Source organism: Glycomyces rhizosphaerae, assembly GCF_042647865.1.
Lineage (GTDB): Bacteria > Actinomycetota > Actinomycetes > Mycobacteriales > Micromonosporaceae > Glycomyces > Glycomyces rhizosphaerae.
This window is the reverse complement of sequence record NZ_JBHRWO010000023.1, coordinates 14,130-28,869: the sequence shown is the minus strand read 5'-3', so window position 1 is coordinate 28,869 and position 14,740 is coordinate 14,130. Positions and strand designations below refer to the sequence as shown.

Genomic DNA, 14,740 nt, shown 5'->3' with positions numbered 1-14,740 from the left:
CTGTCGTCGCCGCTTCCGCGAGGAGACGGAACTTCCCTGCAAGCCTGGCGATGGCGGCGATGGATCCTGCGGTGTTGAACGTGAAGTCGAACTGCGACAACAACAAGTCCCGGAGGGCGGAGAACCCGAACTCCGAGCGATGCAAACCGGAGGTCTTCATCTCGATCACCGCGGCCAGGACCTGGGCGTGGTGGGAGTTGATCGCCTCGGCGGCGTGGTCGAGGGTGGAGCGGATGGCTTGGGCCTGGGAGCGGCGGTCCGATGCGACCGGGGCGGTGACTGGGGTGGTGGTGCAGTGGCTCATCGGGGTCTCGCCTCCCTTCCGCTGTTCTCGAATGATCTGGTTGTTTTCGCTTGTTCGTGCTGTATCAAGCATAGATCGGGCAGGGGTCGACTGTCATCACTCAATCGGGTGAATCATCGATGTTTGGGCAGGTCAATAGCACTGTCCCCCGGGGTCGGGCGTGTCGGCCAGCGCCCACAATCGACCCCGCGCTAGACGGCCCGGGCAGCCAGCGCAGGGGGTGCCGGGCGGCTCGGACCGGGCGGCCGCAGTGCGACCGAGACACCTCACACCCCTTTGTCGCCGCCCGACCGAACCCCGACCACAACCAACCTCGAAACCGAACAACAACCAAGAGAGCCCCCTTCCCCTTTGTCGCCGCGCCTGAACCCCGCCCAATACGGCGCGCTGAGCTACAAAAACTCCTTCACCAAGGCCTACCCGCGGCCCTTGCCAGGGATCCACCGAATATGAGCACCTTGCTCATTGCGCACGATGGACGCATTGAAATGGCGCCGGTTAACGTCTGGTTCATGGCTGATGTTCATAGTCCCGGCCCGATGCCCGTTCTCCGGCTGCGCCCGGCAGACCGCTCCGACTTGACTGCGGTGCTTGCATTGCTCGCTGGTGAAGATCAGGTGGTGGATCCGTCGACGGTCACGGTAACGGAGGCCTACGAGCGCGCCTTTGCAGCTATTGCCGCTGATCCGCGCAACGAGATGCTGGTCCTCGTCGAAGACACCGACGATCAGGGTGGAAGCAGGACAGTAGTGGGCTGCCTGCAGGCGACTTACATCCCTGGACTCGGCAAGGGGGGTGCCGAGCGGGTCCTGTTCGAGGCGGTGCGGATCCGCGCTGACCGCCGAGGCAGCGGGCTGGGCAGGATCTTGATGGAGCGCGCGATCGTCCGGGCCCGCGAGCGCGGCTGTGGGCTTGTCCAGCTGACGAGCAACAAGGAGCGTGAGGATGCGCACCGCTTCTATTCCGGGCTTGGTTTTGCACGCAGTCATGATGGTTTCAAACTCGTGCTCTGACGGTTCCCCCGAGATTGTTGCGGCGCATGGGATCACGGTTATGCGACCGGAGTAATAGGGGCGGCGGAGCTGCGACCCGCCTTCACCGCCGCCGCGATGCTGTCGCGCACTGGCCGGGGTTCGGTCGGGAGGAGGGTGTTGAGGTCGGTGCGGGTTGCTTCTGACCATCCGGCCTTGATGTTCGCGAAGATCGAGAGTGTGTGGTTGATCTGGTAGGGCAGGAGGCCGCTGCCCTGCATGCCTTCTCGGGCGTCTGAAAGGGACATTGAGCGGTACGCGACGGGACGGGCGAGTGATTCGGTCAGTGCTTCGGCGATTTCGGTTCCGCCGATGGCGGTGACGCCTTCGAGCTCGTAGGTCTGGCCCGCGTGGCGGCTTCGGTCGCCTGCCGTGAGGTCGCGGTCGGTTTCGGCTGCGACGCGAACCGCGATGTCACCCAAGTCTTCCTTGGCGACCACCGAGACCCTGCCGTCGCCGAACGGGGCTGCGAATACGCCGGTTTCGGCGGCTGCTGCCGCGCCCGCGGCGGCGAGGCCTGCCGGGATCTCGGAGTAGAGGCCGTTGCGCAGGATCGTGACATCGAACGGTCCTTGGGCGAGGCGGTTCTCAGTCCAACGGTGGGCCAGCGCGATGCTCATGCGCTCGCCCGAGGCGGCGAGGCTCGTGTAGATCACGTGCTTGACGCCGGCGGCAGCGGCCGCGTCGGCGACGGCCCCGTGGCGGGCCATGACCACGTCGTCTTCGGCGTATCCGGCCGAGATGAACACCAGGACGTCCACGCCCTTGAAGCCCAAGGCGAGGGACGCGGGGTCGTCGAAGTCGATGCGGCGGGCGGCGGTGCCCTCGCCGCCGCGGGTGCCGGCCGTGACTTCGAAGTCGTCAATACCGTTGAGACCGTTGAGAATGAGGCCGCCGAGGGCGCCGGATGTGCCGGTCACGAGAATCATTTGGTCGCTCCTTGCGTTGTATGGTTCGAATGCAGTCCGAGTATCGGCACGAGACTGCCGACTCCGAAAGGAGGCACTTTGGTGTCTGCCACGAACACGGCGGTAAGTCCCCCGGTCGCGACCCCTATTCCCGAAGGCCCCTGTGGCGATGACGACTGCGGGATCCGGGACGTGCTCGACCGGATCGGCGACAAGTGGACCGTCCTGGTCGTCGTCGAACTCGCGAAGGGCGTGCGCCGGTTCCGGGAACTGGAGCGGGCGATCCCCGGGATCTCGCAGCGCATGTTGACGGTGACGACGAAGCGTCTCTGGCGCGACGGCCTGGTCGAGCGCACCGTCCATCCGACCATTCCCCCGCAGGTCGAGTACCGGCTCACTGCGACCGGTCGCAGCCTCGCGGGTGTGGTCGAAGGCCTGGCGGACTGGTCGCGGGAGCACAAGGACGCCATCGCGACCGCTCGGGCGCATTGGGACGCCGAGCAGGAGTCGGCGAGCCCGACCGGAACGTGAAGCGGCCCTTGACCGAGGGGTTCCAGGTCAAGGGCCGCGTTCGAGAGCCGGTCAGGTGGTGGGGAGGAAGACGCGCATCGTCGCGCTGCCTCGTTGTGCCCAGCGGTGGTAAGGGATCAGGCTCAGTTCCAACGTCGCTGCGGCGTCGATCCGCCTTGGGTTGGGCCCGTAAGGAAGAACGCCGGGCGTATTCGTCGCGGCGGCCATGGTCGCCTGAACCAGCGCGCCATCTCCTTCGGCGAGTGGGGGGATCGACGGGTCCACCCGGAACGTTTCAATGGCCTCCGCATTGGGGAGGTCGGTCGATTCGGCGCACAGGACCAGCGGGCCGCGTTCGACCGCAACGCAGCCCCGTACTGCGTCGATTCGCTCGTCAGGCCAGGTGAACCGGGGCTCCACCGGCAGTTTCAGTACGACGACCGCGCCCTTTTCAAGCGAGTCGTGCGCTCTCGCCCAGCCCGGTTCCACGGCACGCGCTCCCGTGTCGTTCGCGAGCCTCGCGCCGTCCGCCCAGTGCGGGACCCGCAGTCGCAGCGTGATCGGGCGGTCAGGGGCCTCGAGCACTTCGATGCGGATGGTGCCCTCGTGCGGGTATGCGGTCGTCACCCGAAGGGCCAGTTCCTCGCCGTCGCCCAGCTCGATTCGCATGTCGCCGTTGGCGTATTGAAGCAGCGAAACCGTGTCGCCCTCGACCGACGCCGCGTAGGCCTGCCAACTCGCCAAGGTCCGCGCCAGGTTGGTCGGGCAGCACGAGACGTCGAACCATGGGGCGCGCACGCCGCCTTCGGCTCGGGGGTTGACCTCGTCGGGGCGGACATCCGCTGCGGCGCTTCGCTGGTGGAGCGGGTTGGCGTAGAAGAAGGCCCGCCCGTCCTCGGCCGGGGACGCGGCGATGACGTTGTAGAAGGTGCGTTCCATCAGGTCGGCGTACTTGACGTCGCCGGTCGCGAGAAAGAGGCGCCACGACACCATGTTCGAGGCGATGCCCGCGCAGGTCTCGCAGTAGGCGCGGTCCGGCGGCAGCTCCCAGTCCTCGCCGAAGCCCTCGTCCTGGTGCCGCGAGCCCATGCCGCCGGTGAGGTACGTGCGGCGTTCCACCGATCGATCCCATTGGCGCGCGATGGCATTGACCAGATCGGTGTCGTCGGTGTCGACGGCGACGTCGACCGCGCCGGCGGCCAGGTACAGCGCCCGCACCGCGTGGCCGCGCCAGGCGTCGGCTTTCCGGATCGGGATGTCGTCCTGGAAGTAGGAGGCGTCCAGCAGCGTGATGGGTTTGAGGGTGCCCCGGCCTCGGCGTTCGATGAACAGGCGGGCCTGTTCGGTGTAGCGCGGCTCGTTCAGGGCGCGGCCCAGTTCGGCAAGGCCCACTTCGATTTCGGGGTGGCCGCAGAGGCCGTTCGACCCGTCGTCGCCGAACTCCCGGCACACCTGGTCCGCGGCCTGGCGCGCGACCTCGACCAGCTTGTCCTCACCCACAGTGCGCACTCTCGCGACGGCCGCCTGGAGCAGATGCCCGGTGCAGTACAACTCGTGGCCGGACGGGAGGTCGCTGTAACGATCCGCCTGTCCCGCATGGCCGTAGCAGGTGTTCAGGTAGCCGTCATCGTCCTGGGCGGCGGCGATCCGCTCAGTGAGGGCAGTGAACGTCTCGTCGGCCCAGGCCTCACTCGTGCGTCCGTATTCCCAGGCCAGTGCCTCCATCAGCTTGTAGATCTCCGAGTCGGAGAACTGCCAGCCGGGCCGGTCCCCGTCCAGGTCGCCTGCCGCGACGCGGTCGAAGTTCGCGATCCAGCCGAGACGCTCCATCCACTCCAGACAGTGCCGGAGGGTGGCGGCCGTGTTGGTGGACTGGAGGTCGCCCCAGAATCCGCCGTGCAGCTGGAATTCGTCGACGCCGAGGCCGCGCAGTCGGCCCGGGGCGTCGACCGGCACGATGTTGTCTCGCACTGATTCAGTCCTTCACGGCCCCGGCGGTCACGCCGGCGGCCACATATCGTTGGGCGACGACCAGGAGGATCGCCGCGGGGAGCGAGGCCACCACGGCGGTGGCCATGATCGCGTTCCACTGTGTGGTGTTGTTGCCGATGTACTGGTAGATCCCGAGGGTGATCGGCACGAACTCGCCCGAGCGGTTGAGGGTCGAGGCGAAGATGAAGTCAGACCATGCCCACAGGAACGCGAACAGCGACACCGTGAGGGTCGAGTTGCGGCTCACCGGAAGCACGATCTTCGTGAAGGTGCCCCAGGGCCCGGCGCCGTCGATGTTCGCGGCCTGGATGAGTTCGCGCGGGATCCCGGCCATGAACGTCGTGTAGAGCAGGACTCCGAAGGGGACGGCGATGGTGGAGTCCGCGATGATGAGGCCCCACACGGTGTTGAGCATGCCGAGGCGCACGTAGATCGCGTAGAAGCCCATGGCCATGACGACCGCGGGGACCATCTGCGCGACGAGGAGCAGGAAGTTCAGCGTCTTGCCGCCCCGCATGTTGAGGATCGACAGGGCGTAGCCCGCGGGGGCCGCGATGAGGATCGTGAGCGCCACGCAGCCGGCGCCGATGCCGAGGCTGGTGCCGAGCGCCGGGAGCTGCTGGGCCAGCGCGGCTTCGAAGCCTTCGAGGGTCGGGTGGGTCGGGAACCAGTTGGTCTGGCGCAGTTCGTTCGCGGGTGTGAGGGAGACGTTCACCATCCAGTAGACGGGGAACAGCATCGCGGCGGTGAAGACGACGCCGAGGATGGTCTTCCACCAGGGTCGAGCGGATGTCATTTCGTGCCTCCGCTCCGCTGGATGCGCAGGTGGGCGAAGCCGAACACGAGCGCGATGACGATGAGCAGGTTGCCGATGGCGGCGGCGGGCGAGAAGTCGGGCTGGCCGGTGCCGAAAGCCTCCCGGTACGACCACACCGCGAGGGTGAGGGAGGCGTCGCCGGGGCCGCCGGTGGTCATGATCCAGATGACGTCGACCACCTTGAGCGTGTAGATGAACCCGAGCAGGAGCGTGATGGCCGAGACGGGGCGCAGCAGGGGCAGCGTGATGTGCCAGAACTGCTCTCGCGCGCTGGCGCCGTCGAGCGACGCGGCCTCGTAGGTCTCCGGCGGGATCTGCTGGAGTCCTGAGTAGAGGATCACGAGGTTGAACGGGATGCCGAGCCAGACGTTGGCGATGATGACGGCGGTGAGCGCGGTGTCCGGGGAGGTGAGCCAGTTGATCTGCTGGCCGCCGAAGGCCTCGATCACGGAGTTGACGATCCCGTTCTCGCTGTTGAGCATCCAAGCCCAGGTGGAGGACGAGACGATGAGCGGCAGCAGCCACGGCACGAGGAACAGGGCGCGCAGCACGCCGGAGAGGCGGAAGTTGTTCCTGAAGAACACCGCCAGCGCCAGGCCGATCGAGTATTGGAGCGCGATCGAGACGAGCGTGAACAGGGCGGTGTTGACGACGGCGGTGCCGAAGGAGCCGGAGCCGAAGACTTCTGCGTATTTGTCGAGGCCGACGAACTCGGGGTCGCCTTGGACGAAGGCGCGCACCGTGTAGTCGTGGAGGCTCAGTTCGACGTTGCGCCACAAGGGGTACGCGTAGAACACGAGCAGGTAGGCGAGCAGCGGCGCGGCGAATCCGAAGGCGGTCCACTGCTGTGCGCTGCCTGGAAGTTTGCGTCGGCGCGCGCCCGGGGCGGGTGCGGCGGGCCGGGAGCCCGCCGCACCGGTGCCGGACGCACGCCCGGTCGTGGAGACCGAGGTCGTGGTCATGGCAACTCCGTCTTTATTCGGTGGCCGCGGCGGCGTCGGTCTGCGCTTGGGCCAGGGCGTCGGCCGGAGTGGCCGAGCCGGAGAGGGCGTTCTGGACGGCGGTCCAGAGCTGTTCGGAGATCATCGGGTAGTCGGTGCCGAGGTTGTCGCTGGTGCGGCCCTTGGCGCCGCGGACGGCGTCGACCCAGGGCTGGAGCTCGGGCTGGGCTTCGAGCAGCGCGGTCTGGCCGTCGGCGGTCGGCGGGATGTAGTAGGCGAACGTGGTGGCGGTCTCGACGAAGCCTTCGGGTGTGGTCATGCACTCCACGATCTGGCGGGTGACGTCGTAGCGTTCGGTGTCGGTCTGGACGGGGGCGACGATGAACTCGCCGCCGGTCGGCGCCGGTGCGGTGCCGCCGTTCTGGGCGGGCAGCGGGATGACGCCGGTCGCGAATCCGGCGTCGAGCGCGCTGTTGACCTGCCAGGTGCCGTTCACGGCGAAGCCGTATTCGCCGGTGAGGAACTCTTCCCAGGTGGTGTTCTGGGAGTTGGTGATCACCGAGTCGGGCGCGTAGCCCGCGTCGAGCCATCCGGTCCAGAGTTCCAGGGCTGCAACGGCTTCGGGCGAGTCGAGCTGGCGCAGGTCGGCGCCGGCGCCCCAGAACCAGGGCAGGAACTGGAAGGAGCCCTCTTCGGTGCCGATGCCGGCGAAGGTGATCCCCTTGGCGCCGTTACCGGTAACTTGCTCAAGCGCGGCGGTGAGGGAGGCCCAGTCGGTGACGGTGGCCGGGTCGACTCCGGCGGCGGTGAGCACGTCGGCGTTGTAGTAGAGCGCGAGCGTGTTGGCGCCCACCGGGATGCCGTAGGTCTCGTCGTCGACCACGCCGGCGGCGAGGAGGTTCTCGTCGACGCCGGAGACGTCGAGGCCGAGGTCGTCCACAGTGCTCAACATGCCGGTGTCGGCCAAGGTGGAGACGGCCGGGTTGTCCAGCAGGATGACGTCAGGGCTGGTGCCCTCCTGGGCCGCGAGCAGCGCCTGGTTGGTGAGCGCGGTGGTGTCGAACGGGGTGCGTTCGATGGTCACCCCGGCCGCGTCGCCGCAGGCGGCGACGCGGTTGGCCCAGTCGGAGTCTTCGGCGTGCTGGGGGTACGGGTCCCACCAGGTGTACGTGTCGGCGTCCTGATCGGTGGTGCCGCCCCCTGAAGAGCAGGCGGTGGCGAACGCCAGGGCGGCGCAGGCGAGGCCTGCCGCCGCGGTCCTGACGAGGGGTTTGGTGGGTTGCATAGCTGGTTCCTCCTTGAACGGGCTTCGGTCGACGGCGCCGACCGCTTTTGAGGGATGGGTTACTGCCGGGTCGCCGGAGGGGCAGTACTGCCCCGGTCGACGAGTTCTGGGCCGACGAAGCGCACGACGTAGGGGTCGTCCTCCCTCACCTGGTTCTCGATGCGGCGCACGAGTTGGCGTACGGCCATGCGTCCCAAGCGGTCCGGGGCGCTTTCGATCGAGGAGTAGGGCAGCGAGAAGGTGCGGGCGAATTCGTCGGAGTAGCGGCCGATCACCGAGAGGTCGGCCGGTGCGGTCAGTTGCCGCGAGTGCAGGACGGTCGGGAGGGCCGCGGCGGCGGCCTCGTTGTTGAGGAGCAGGCCGGTGGCGGTGGGGTGGGCGTCGAGCAGGGCGTGCAGGTCGCGGCCGATGTCAGGCTGGGTCGCGGCGCCGAACACGGTGCGGAGGGTGACGCCGTTGGCGGCGGCGGTCTCCTTGGCGGCGTTCTGGAGTCGCCAGACGTAGGCGCCGCCGCGTTCGATCACGTGCTCGGGCTGGGAGACAAGGATGAGTTCGCGGTGGCCAAGGCGCGCAAGGTGTTCGATCATGGCGCGGCCGGCCTCTTCGAAGTCGAGGTCGAAGACGTCGACGCCACTGCAGTCGCGCGGCAGGCCGACGAGCGCGCCGGGCTGGACCGCGGCGCGGAGCACGGGGAGGCGGTCGTCCTCGTCGGCGACGTTGAGGAGCACGACGCCGTCGACCATGCGGGAGTCGGTGATGCGCTTGAGAGCGCCAGGGCCGTCGGCGTCGGTGCTGAGCAGGATGTCGTAGCCGAGGTCGCGGGCCGTGTCGGTGACGCCCTGGATGTACTGGAGCATCGCGGGCGCGAACTCGTCGGGCAGGAACTGGGCGAGGAGCCCGATCACATTGGACCGGGAGGTGGCGAGGGCCCGCGCGCCGGCGTTCGGGGTGTAACCCAGTTCCATGGCGGCCTGGCGCACCCGGGCGCGCACCTCGTCGGAGACGGCGCGCTTGCCGGTCAGTGCGTACGACGCGGTCGAGCGGGCCACGCCCGCGGCGCGGGCGACGTCGCCGATGTTGACCATTGAACTGCCTCCTCAAAGCCGACGAGAATCGTCGAACCGGTTCGGAGCATAACCCCGTGATGCGTCTGACGCAAGTTGAGGCAAGCGATGTTTCCCGAGTATATGACTCTGTTATATCGAAGAACTTGCATCGAACGCGGTTCGAAACTACCGTCAGACCTTCATCGAAGTGTCGAACCGGTTCGACTTATCGACTAGGAGCACTCATGAAATCCGTCTTCAGACGGGCCGCGACGCGCGCAGGCGTCATCGCGTTCGCCCTCGGCGCCGTCATCGCCGGGAGTCAGGTTCCGGCGCAAGCCGCGGGCCTGACACTCACGGTCGACGTCGGCAACATCGTCCGCCCGGCCACGCAGGTCGCCGCCGGCGGCCTCTACGGCGTCGGCTCGGACTCGCAGCCGACCACCGCGATGCTGCAGCCGCTCAACCCCACGAGCTTCACGCAGCCCGCGCCGGGCACCACCCACCTCGGCAACGGCGCGACCGAACCGTGCTGCGACTCGCTCGACGTGGGCGACAACATCGTCCGGGCGGGCGCGCAGCAGTTCATCCGCATGCCCGACATCTACCCGACGTTCCCCTACGACTGGCAGGGTTGGGGCGACTGGGAATCGAAGGTCACGAAGATGGTCAACGACCGTCTCGCCGAGACCGACATGACCAACATCCACGGCTGGGAGCTGTGGAACGAGCCCGACTGGACCTGGCAGACCTCGGAGGCGGGGTCGTTCAACGAGGGCTGGGCGCGCACGTACAAGCTCGTGGACTCGCTCGACCCGGTGACGCCGATCGTGGGCCCGAGCTGGGCGTCGTACAACCACGACCGGATGCTCTCGTTCATGACGCACGCGAAGAACACGAACACCGTGCCCGACGTGATGGTCTGGCACGAGCTGACCGACATGGACTGGAACAACTTCGACGACCACGTGGCCGACTACCGCGCCATCGAGGACTCGCTGGGGATCTCCGACCGGCCCATCGCGATCAACGAGTACAACAGCTACAACCAGATGGACATCCCTTCGGTTGCGCTGCACTGGATGGCGGTGTTCGAGCGGCACGGCGCCCGCGAGGCGCACCGGGCGTACTGGTTCGAAGCGGGCACGTTCGACGGCCTGTTCACGCTGCAGAACCAGCCGACCGCCTCGTACTGGCTGTACCGCTGGTACGGCGCGATGACGGGCAACATCGTGAGGACCACACCGGACAGCTGGCTCGACGGCGTCGCCTCCTACGACTCGACCCGCAAGATCGTGAACACGGTCTTCGGCGGCGATTACGGGAACAACACCGTGCGGGTCACGGGGCTCGGGGCTCTCGGTTCCCAGGTGCAGGTCCAGTTGCTTTCGACGCCGGGTTCGGGCAGGCACACGGCCGTGACCGCGCCGACGACGATCTCGACCACGACGATGACCGTCTCGAACGGCGCGATCTCGGTGCCGGTCAACAACATGGACGCCGAGGCTGCCTACCAGCTCGTGGTGACGCCGGTGGGCGGACCGACCACGTCGTGGCAGCAGGTCTACGAGGCGGAGAACCAGACCGTGGTGAACGCCAACACCTTCGGTTCGGGCAACGCGTCGAACGGCTACTACGTGGGCCGGATCGACAACAACACGGACATGCGCTCGGACTCCTTCGTGGACTTCACGGTGAACGTGCCGACGGCCCGCTCGTACACGATGGCCATCAGGTACGCCAACGGGACAGGGGCGACCTCGACCCACGGCCTGGCCTACAACGGCGGCGCATTCTCCACCGTGTCCTATCCGGCGACCGCGGGCTGGGCCCAGTTCTCCACGGTCAACGTCACGGTGAACCTGAAAGCGGGTTACAACGTGATCCGCTTGGCGAAGGGTGCGCCGAACTTCAACGGCGGCACGGGCTACGCCGAACTGGACTACATCAAGTTGACCTGATCGATTCCCTGATAGAAGGCCGGGTCCGCGACGCGGGCCCGGCCCTTCGCGCGTCAGTCCAGGGCCGGGACGGTGAAGACCAGGGCCCGGTTGTCGCCGGTGAGGACGGCGAGGAGGTCGCCCGAGAGGGAGGCGTGCTCGGCGAGGTCCGCGCCGACGTCCGCCGCCGCCGAGGTCTTGCCGGTCGCCATGTCCAGCACGGAAACCTCCCACCCGCCCATGTCGGAGCCGTCCATCACCGCCCGGCCGCCCTGGACCGCCAGGGCCGAGACGAACAGCTCGCCTTCGACGATCTCGCCGCCTGCGAAGTCCAGTACCCGTGCGGTGTCGACGGTGTCGAAGGTCTGGCCGCCGAGGACCAGTGCGTCCGGTGAGGTGTACCAGTGCGCTTCATCGGCCCAGTCCAACACGGCTTCCCAGACCTTGTCGCCGGTCGCGGTGTCGTAGGCGACGGTCTTGTCGGCGTCGGTGTGGTCGAGGGCGACACAGACCAGTTGGGCCCCACAGGCTTTGACCTCGTAGATGCTGATGTTGACGTCGATCGGGATGCTCCAGGCCGCGCTGAAGTCGTCGAGCGAGTAGGCGACGAGGGTGTCGCGACCCGGGGAGGCCTCCTCCGAGGCCCGGGCGATCACATAGCCGTCGAAGACCGTCCAGTAGTCGTCGTCGATCGGGAGTGCGCCGCTCGCGGTCTCGTTGCCCGTGGTGGTGTCGCGGACGACGGCGGTTCCTGCTTCGGGGTCGAGGTCGACGATTTGCTCTGTGGCGGCGAGGTTGTCGAAGAGCGAGTAGGAGTTCGGCGGGACCGCGCCGGGGCCGTCGCTCACGCCCCAGACGGTGGCGACGCCGATGCGGTGGTCGTCGATGGTGTACAGGCTCTCGGGGCCCTTCTGGCTCCACAACTCCTCACCGGTGGCCAGGTCGATGCGGATCGCGGCGTTGTCGTCGAATCCGTCGCGTTGCTCGACGATGACTTCGGTGCCGTAGAAGGCGACATCGTTGCGTTCCTCCCACGGCTGCTTCCACAGCAGTTCGCCGGTCGAGAGCAGGGCGGCGGCGCGCATGGTGCGGCCCTCGTCGGTGGCGGAGTACATGGCGTCCAGGATGAGCAGGTCGCCGACGACCATGAGGTACAGGTCTTCCGGTTCGAGCTCGTACTCCTGTGTCCACAGTGACGTCCCGTCGGTCGCGACGGCCCTGACGATGGTATGGCCCACGTTGATCTCGGCGAAGACGGCCATGTCCGCGGTGGCGACCACGGCCCCCGGGCTGGTGCCGCCGAGCTGCTGGTCGTACACGGACACGAGTTCGGGGCCGGTGGAGCCCTGGCCGAGGGATTCGACGCCGTCGAGCAGGCGGTCGGTGAGGTTGCCGGTGGCGCCGTCCCAGTCGAGCTGGGAGATCACGACGGCCACGGTGACCACGATCGCGAGCGAGCCCGCCAGAACGGACATGATGTGCCGCCGGAATGGCGGCGGCAGTTCACCGATCTTGGGGGGTCTGGCCCGGAAGGACATCGGAGGCGGCACGGTGGTGCGCGGCGGCAGCGTCCCGGCCGGGGTCTGCATCGGCGGCGGCAGCGTGCTTGCCGGGGTCGGGGGCGGCGACGGCGCGGGCCAGGGGTGCCCACTGGCCGGGCTCGGTGCCGGGGACGGGGGCCCGACCACCGGGTACGGCGCGTAGTTCAGCGCGCCGGGCGCGCCCGCGGGGGGCGTCGCAGGCGGGCTCGACACTGCCGGGTCGGCCTGGTCGGTGACGGCGAACAGCAACGCGCCGAAGGCGACCGGCAGTTCGGGCTGCTCGGGGACCGAGGCGGCGATGCCGAGGCGCGCGTGCAGTCGAGTCGCCACGAGCGGCATCCGGCTGGAGCCGCCGACGAGCAGCAGCGCGGTGAGTTCGACCGGGTCGACCCCGGCGCGTTCGAGGGTCCGCCGGGTCTCGTCGACGGCGCGGGCGACGAGCGGGTCGGCGAGGCTGGTGAGCTCGTCGCGGGTGAGGTGCAGGCCCATCGGGTTGTGGCCGGGGAGCGCGACCGGTGCGGTGGAGGTGCGCGAGAGCATCTCCTTGGCCGCGCGCACTTCGCCCCAGAAGGCGAGGCGGTCGCGCAGGTCGGCGGTCGTCTCGGGCTCGAAGAGGCGCCGCCAGAGCTCGGGGTCGCGTCCGGCGACGACGCGGCCGAGGTGGGCGGCGAGGGCCATGTCGATGTCGAGGCCGCCGAGGTCGTCGAGGCCGCCGACGGCGAGGGTCCGCAGGCGCCCGGTCTCGTCGGCTTCGCGGCGGACCACGGCCACATCGAAAGTGCCTCCGCCGAAGTCGAAGATCGCGACGGTGCCGCCGCGCGGGATCTCCTGGCCGAGGACCTCCGCGCAATACGTGGCGGCGGCGATCGGCTCGGCGAGCAGCCGGACCCGGCCGAGTCCCGCGTGGGAAGCGGCGCGTTCGAGGACGGCGCGACGCACCGGGCCCCAGTCGGCGGGGTAGGTCAGGACGGTCTCGGTCGGGCGCTGTCCGGAGGCCGCCGCCTCTTCGGCGACGCGGCGCAGGCCGGTGGCGAGGAGTTCCTCGACAGATACTTCGCGGTCGCCGAGGAGCACCGAGCTGTCATCGATGCGGCGCTTGGGATACGGCTCGAAGCGTGAGGGCTCGGCGGTGGCGAGGCGCTGCGCGTCCCGTCCCGTGTGGAGTTCCCCTTCGTTGTCGAGGAACACGCCGGACGGGAGCAGCGGCGAGCCGTCGAAGAGCAGCGAGCGCGGTTCTTGACCGGCGCGGCCGACGACGGCGACGGTGTGCGTGGTGCCGAGATCGACGGCAAGTTGAACAGGGGTCTGCAAGGCGGACCTACTCAAGGGCGGAGGGTGGAAGGGGGCGGGCGATGCTTCGCGAGGATATCCCGATGTCGGACCCTGGATCTACTGTGGCATCACTGTCCGACGGCGCATTTGAACGGAGCATCACATGGGGGCTTGGGGTTACGGGCCATTCGAGAACGACGGCGCGCTGGACTGCGTAGGGGACCTCTCCGACGCCGCTCCGGACGCGATCAGGAGCGGCCTGCTCGGGACGATGCGGGAGGTCAGCGACAGCAAGGGGTACATCGAGAACCCGGAGGCCGACGCCGCGGTGGCGGCGGCCGTGCTGGTCGCGGCGCGGCTCGGCGCGGACCCTGGGAGCCCTTCGGCCGTGGATCTGCTGGCCTCCCACCCGTTCGAGGCGGACGGGGAGCTGCGGCTGGAGGCCCTGCGGGTCTTCGACCGGGTCACCGACCCGCGGGAGAACGAGTGGCACGAGTTGTGGGCCGACGGCGGTGCGCTCGACAAGGTGCTCGAACTCCTTCGCCCTTACCGGGAACGGCTCGCTGCGGGCGATTCCGCCTGAGCGGGGAATCCGGCGCGGATGAGCAGGACGCCGAAGGCGATCTCGAACAGGCCGCCGGGGATGGAGAAGAAGATCCCCGATCCGGGCACGGCGAAGTCCATGACGGCGCCGATGCCGAGGAGGGCGTAGCCGATCGCGCCCCAGACGGTGAACCACGACGGGAACCACCGGAGCCGCTTGAGCGCCAGGAGCATCGGGATGCTCCCGACCGCGAGCGCGCACATGGCGGCGGCGTACAGGAGGGCGTTGGTGTCCGGCTTGTCGGCGAGCAGGAACCAGACGCCGGCGGCGAGCAGCACTGCCTCGGTCTGACGCGCCCAGAAGTAGCCCTCGGCAGCGCCGGGAGCGTCTGGTCGCAACCGGGCCCGCACCAGGAAGCCGATGGCGGCCACCGCAATCGAGTTGAGGAAGATCAGCGCGATGCCGCCCGGGACGGCGCCGAGCGCACTGCCGCCGCCGTAGAGCACGAATGCGGCCAGGAACAGGGAACCGGTGATGCGACCGGCGATCAGAGGGGTCATGACGTGCTCCAGACATACTTAGTAAGCTTACTTTGTACGTTACGCTGTG

Annotated in this window: 13 protein-coding genes; 4 read left to right on the top strand and 9 right to left on the bottom strand. The window is 68.4% G+C overall.

All coding sequences use genetic code 11. The features are described from left to right. A partial coding sequence (locus ACFO8M_RS26540) for a hypothetical protein (protein WP_387981093.1) occupies positions 1-304 on the bottom strand: 304 nt, incomplete at its 3' end. Positions 305-843: 539 nt separating this feature from the next. On the opposite strand from ACFO8M_RS26540, the gene ACFO8M_RS26535 reads away from it, so the two are divergent. Continuing rightward, positions 844-1,317, top strand: a complete 474-nt coding sequence (locus ACFO8M_RS26535) for a GNAT family N-acetyltransferase (protein WP_387981095.1) — start codon at positions 844-846, stop codon at positions 1,315-1,317. A gap of 38 nt (positions 1,318-1,355) precedes the next feature. Here the strand turns inward: ACFO8M_RS26535 and ACFO8M_RS26530 are convergent, their stop codons facing one another. Next, entirely contained in the window at positions 1,356-2,264 is a 909-nt protein-coding gene (locus tag ACFO8M_RS26530; RefSeq protein ID WP_387981092.1) for an NmrA family NAD(P)-binding protein, read from the bottom strand. Positions 2,265-2,345: 81 nt separating this feature from the next. Between ACFO8M_RS26530 and ACFO8M_RS26525 the strand changes: the two genes are divergently transcribed. Then, complete coding sequence (locus tag ACFO8M_RS26525; protein ID WP_387981090.1) at positions 2,346-2,774, top strand: winged helix-turn-helix transcriptional regulator; 429 nt, start codon at positions 2,346-2,348, stop codon at positions 2,772-2,774. A 51-nt stretch (positions 2,775-2,825) separates the two neighbouring features. Here the strand turns inward: ACFO8M_RS26525 and ACFO8M_RS26520 are convergent, their stop codons facing one another. Genes ACFO8M_RS26520 through ACFO8M_RS26500 form a run of 5 tightly spaced genes read right to left on the bottom strand, consistent with a single transcriptional unit; the run spans position 2,826 to position 8,873 of the window. Beyond that, positions 2,826-4,724, bottom strand: a complete 1,899-nt coding sequence (locus ACFO8M_RS26520) for a glycoside hydrolase family 127 protein (protein WP_387981089.1) — start codon at positions 4,722-4,724, stop codon at positions 2,826-2,828. A gap of 4 nt (positions 4,725-4,728) precedes the next feature. Continuing rightward, on the bottom strand, positions 4,729-5,541 hold the full coding sequence (locus ACFO8M_RS26515) for a carbohydrate ABC transporter permease (protein WP_387981088.1): 813 nt from the start codon (positions 5,539-5,541) through the stop codon (positions 4,729-4,731). After that, positions 5,538-6,524 carry a carbohydrate ABC transporter permease gene (locus ACFO8M_RS26510; RefSeq protein WP_387981086.1) on the bottom strand — a complete coding sequence of 329 codons (987 nt, stop codon included), beginning with the start codon at positions 6,522-6,524 and terminating at the stop codon, positions 5,538-5,540. Before ACFO8M_RS26510 ends, ACFO8M_RS26515 begins: the two co-directional genes overlap by 4 nt. 13 nt (positions 6,525-6,537) lie before the next feature. Then, entirely contained in the window at positions 6,538-7,788 is a 1,251-nt protein-coding gene (locus tag ACFO8M_RS26505; RefSeq protein WP_387981084.1) for a sugar ABC transporter substrate-binding protein, read from the bottom strand. A 59-nt stretch (positions 7,789-7,847) separates the two neighbouring features. After that, entirely contained in the window at positions 7,848-8,873 is a 1,026-nt protein-coding gene (locus tag ACFO8M_RS26500; RefSeq protein ID WP_387981083.1) for a LacI family DNA-binding transcriptional regulator, read from the bottom strand. Positions 8,874-9,079: 206 nt separating this feature from the next. Here ACFO8M_RS26500 and ACFO8M_RS26495 point away from each other — a divergent pair, with 206 nt between their 5' ends. Next, on the top strand, positions 9,080-10,795 hold the full coding sequence (locus tag ACFO8M_RS26495) for a carbohydrate-binding protein (protein WP_387981081.1): 1,716 nt from the start codon (positions 9,080-9,082) through the stop codon (positions 10,793-10,795). 53 nt (positions 10,796-10,848) lie between these two features. Here the strand turns inward: ACFO8M_RS26495 and ACFO8M_RS26490 are convergent, their stop codons facing one another. Next, the gene (locus ACFO8M_RS26490; RefSeq protein ID WP_387981080.1) at positions 10,849-13,641 is read right to left on the bottom strand and encodes an Hsp70 family protein; all 2,793 of its coding nucleotides are present in this window, start codon (positions 13,639-13,641) and stop codon (positions 10,849-10,851) included. A gap of 109 nt (positions 13,642-13,750) precedes the next feature. Here ACFO8M_RS26490 and ACFO8M_RS26485 point away from each other — a divergent pair, with 109 nt between their 5' ends. Beyond that, positions 13,751-14,170: a DUF4259 domain-containing protein gene (locus ACFO8M_RS26485; protein ID WP_387981079.1), complete on the top strand. Its 420-nt coding sequence runs from the start codon at positions 13,751-13,753 to the stop codon at positions 14,168-14,170. On the opposite strand, the gene ACFO8M_RS26480 is transcribed toward ACFO8M_RS26485, so the two are convergent. Further along, on the bottom strand, positions 14,134-14,691 hold the full coding sequence (locus ACFO8M_RS26480; RefSeq protein ID WP_387981077.1) for a DUF4386 family protein: 558 nt from the start codon (positions 14,689-14,691) through the stop codon (positions 14,134-14,136). The two genes, ACFO8M_RS26485 and ACFO8M_RS26480, sit on opposite strands and share 37 nt — an antisense overlap. Positions 14,692-14,740: the final 49 nt, after the last annotated feature.

Bases quoted from the DNA above. Each gene is read 5' to 3' on its own strand.
- ACFO8M_RS26535 (WP_387981095.1), top strand. From the start codon at position 844: ATGCCCGTTCTCCGGCTGCGCCCGGCAGACCGCTCCGACTTGACTGCG.
- ACFO8M_RS26530 (WP_387981092.1), bottom strand. From the start codon at position 2,264: ATGATTCTCGTGACCGGCACATCCGGCGCCCTCGGCGGCCTCATTCTC.
- ACFO8M_RS26515 (WP_387981088.1), bottom strand. From the start codon at position 5,541: ATGACATCCGCTCGACCCTGGTGGAAGACCATCCTCGGCGTCGTCTTC.
- ACFO8M_RS26510 (WP_387981086.1), bottom strand. From the start codon at position 6,524: ATGACCACGACCTCGGTCTCCACGACCGGGCGTGCGTCCGGCACCGGT.
- ACFO8M_RS26505 (WP_387981084.1), bottom strand. From the start codon at position 7,788: ATGCAACCCACCAAACCCCTCGTCAGGACCGCGGCGGCAGGCCTCGCC.
- ACFO8M_RS26500 (WP_387981083.1), bottom strand. From the start codon at position 8,873: ATGGTCAACATCGGCGACGTCGCCCGCGCCGCGGGCGTGGCCCGCTCG.
- ACFO8M_RS26495 (WP_387981081.1), top strand. From the start codon at position 9,080: ATGAAATCCGTCTTCAGACGGGCCGCGACGCGCGCAGGCGTCATCGCG.
- ACFO8M_RS26485 (WP_387981079.1), top strand. From the start codon at position 13,751: ATGGGGGCTTGGGGTTACGGGCCATTCGAGAACGACGGCGCGCTGGAC.
- ACFO8M_RS26480 (WP_387981077.1), bottom strand. From the start codon at position 14,691: ATGACCCCTCTGATCGCCGGTCGCATCACCGGTTCCCTGTTCCTGGCC.